This is a genomic window from Aliterella sp. E5.1 (assembly GCF_057473825.1).
This window is the reverse complement of the sequence record NZ_JBYCCV010000367.1, coordinates 1-1,435: the sequence shown is the minus strand read 5'-3', so window position 1 is coordinate 1,435 and position 1,435 is coordinate 1. Positions and strand designations below refer to the sequence as shown.

At 46.0% G+C, this 1,435-nt stretch carries 3 protein-coding genes and 2 pseudogenes; 1 reads left to right on the top strand and 4 read right to left on the bottom strand.

Annotated elements, in window-relative coordinates; all coding sequences use genetic code 11:
- A pseudogene (locus AC2VE5_RS27340) lies at positions 1 to 246 on the top strand (hypothetical protein); the annotation flags it as partial.
- A 7-nt stretch (positions 247 to 253) separates the two neighbouring features.
- Here AC2VE5_RS27340 and AC2VE5_RS27335 read toward each other — a convergent pair.
- From AC2VE5_RS27335 to AC2VE5_RS27320, 4 genes and pseudogenes are all read right to left on the bottom strand, one after another.
- Positions 254 to 682: a DEAD/DEAH box helicase family protein gene (locus AC2VE5_RS27335; RefSeq protein ID WP_486890672.1), complete on the bottom strand. Its 429-nt coding sequence runs from the start codon at positions 680 to 682 to the stop codon at positions 254 to 256.
- Positions 683 to 691: 9 nt separating this feature from the next.
- Positions 692 to 916 carry a type II toxin-antitoxin system HicB family antitoxin gene (locus AC2VE5_RS27330; protein WP_486890670.1) on the bottom strand — a complete coding sequence of 75 codons (225 nt, stop codon included), beginning with the start codon at positions 914 to 916 and terminating at the stop codon, positions 692 to 694.
- Positions 900 to 1,118: a type II toxin-antitoxin system HicA family toxin gene (locus tag AC2VE5_RS27325; RefSeq protein ID WP_486890669.1), complete on the bottom strand. Its 219-nt coding sequence runs from the start codon at positions 1,116 to 1,118 to the stop codon at positions 900 to 902. Before AC2VE5_RS27325 ends, AC2VE5_RS27330 begins: the two co-directional genes overlap by 17 nt.
- A 38-nt stretch (positions 1,119 to 1,156) precedes the next feature.
- Positions 1,157 to 1,435: pseudogene (locus AC2VE5_RS27320) on the bottom strand (site-specific DNA-methyltransferase); the annotation flags it as partial.

Below are 1,435 nucleotides of genomic sequence, written 5' to 3'. Positions count from 1 at the left end.
ATAGAGGTTGTGGAGACGGGCAAACGTAGATGGGTTGACCCTCACTGGTTTCGAGGCAATAGCTATTTCCGCATTGGCTGGCAATGGGTCAAGACGGCGTTAGAACAAGGGTGGAAACTCATTCGCACGGTCTCCTTTAGAGGAAACTATGATCCTGAACCCGTGATCGCTTCACGCAAGCAAGCTCAGCAAACAAGGGAGCGGTTAGAATTCAAGGTGCAAACCTATCGTTATAGGACCGACTAAAGTTTTGTCAGCCAACCAGGTTCAGATCTAAGACCTGACGGTAAGGATGCTCACGAGTTCGGAGAGCTTTCAGCGTTTGCCGATAAATCTGGTTGGTGGGCACAATCCACAGCACCAATCCCGTCTGCCTTTTCAAGTAGTGGGCGTTGATCAATCCGATTGCATGGGTTGCCAACAGAGTTTTGCCGCCTCCCGTAGGCACCTTAATGCAGAAATTGGGGAGTGGTTCACCTAGACCATTCTTCTTGTCATAATGGATTGCTCCTTGAAAGGTAGTGCCCCCTTTCGCTTTCTCCCAAGCTTTGCGTGTAAAGTCAAATGCCATGTCTGGATCAATGGCAAGAGCTTTTTCATACTTGGCGCGGAACCCAGCCAAATGCTCAAGGTAAACCTTCACCTCATTGATGCAGTGTTTTTGGTAATCCTTGAGTTCCATCGTGATAATTTAGGCGACAGCGCAAATTGTACTAGGTTCAGGCAAAGGTTCTCCAGATGCCTCATATGCCATGACCAACGATTCGAGGGCTTCAATCCCTTGGGTAACAGCTTCTTCATAGGTTTCGCCATGGGTGCGCCACTGCTGTCCAGGAAAGTCAGGAAACCCCACCAGAAAACAGTTATCCTCTTCCGACCACTGAATCACCATTTGATACTTAAGTCTGTTCGTCATCTTGGTTTTCCTCCACTTCCTGAATTGCCCTTAAAATCTCTTTCTCCTGATAGGGTTTAGCATCCGTACTATCTTTACCAGAAACCGTTATTTTGCCTGCATAGAGTGGATGTATCCAGTTTGTATGACTGCCTTTTCCGGGAAGTTCTTGAAATCCTACCTTGCGTAACAACTGCTTCAGTTCTCGAATCTTTTTCGGCATTACCCTGATTTCCTTGCAATCACATAGCTATCAATCTCCTATTCCTTGAATTTATAAATTTCAAAGGGAAGCTGGCAGTATTCAATGCGATACCGTTCTAAGGTGTCGGTATCCAAATATTTCATCGGCGCAAAGATCAACCGTTTTTTGCAGTTAGGTTCAGGCAGTCCCAGCTTTTCTGCTTTGTCTAAATCCAGTGATGTGGAGCGCAAGTAGTTTAGATCGGGCTGATAGAGCAGATAAATCTCAAAATCTTTATTCTCGCCAACGAAATTTCGTTCTTGATCGACTTTAGCAGGATCAGATCGGAAGAGCGT

Bases quoted from the DNA above. Each gene is read 5' to 3' on its own strand.
- AC2VE5_RS27325 (WP_486890669.1), bottom strand. From the start codon at position 1,118: ATGCCGAAAAAGATTCGAGAACTGAAGCAGTTGTTACGCAAGGTAGGA.
- AC2VE5_RS27335 (WP_486890672.1), bottom strand. From the start codon at position 682: ATGGAACTCAAGGATTACCAAAAACACTGCATCAATGAGGTGAAGGTT.
- AC2VE5_RS27330 (WP_486890670.1), bottom strand. From the start codon at position 916: ATGACGAACAGACTTAAGTATCAAATGGTGATTCAGTGGTCGGAAGAG.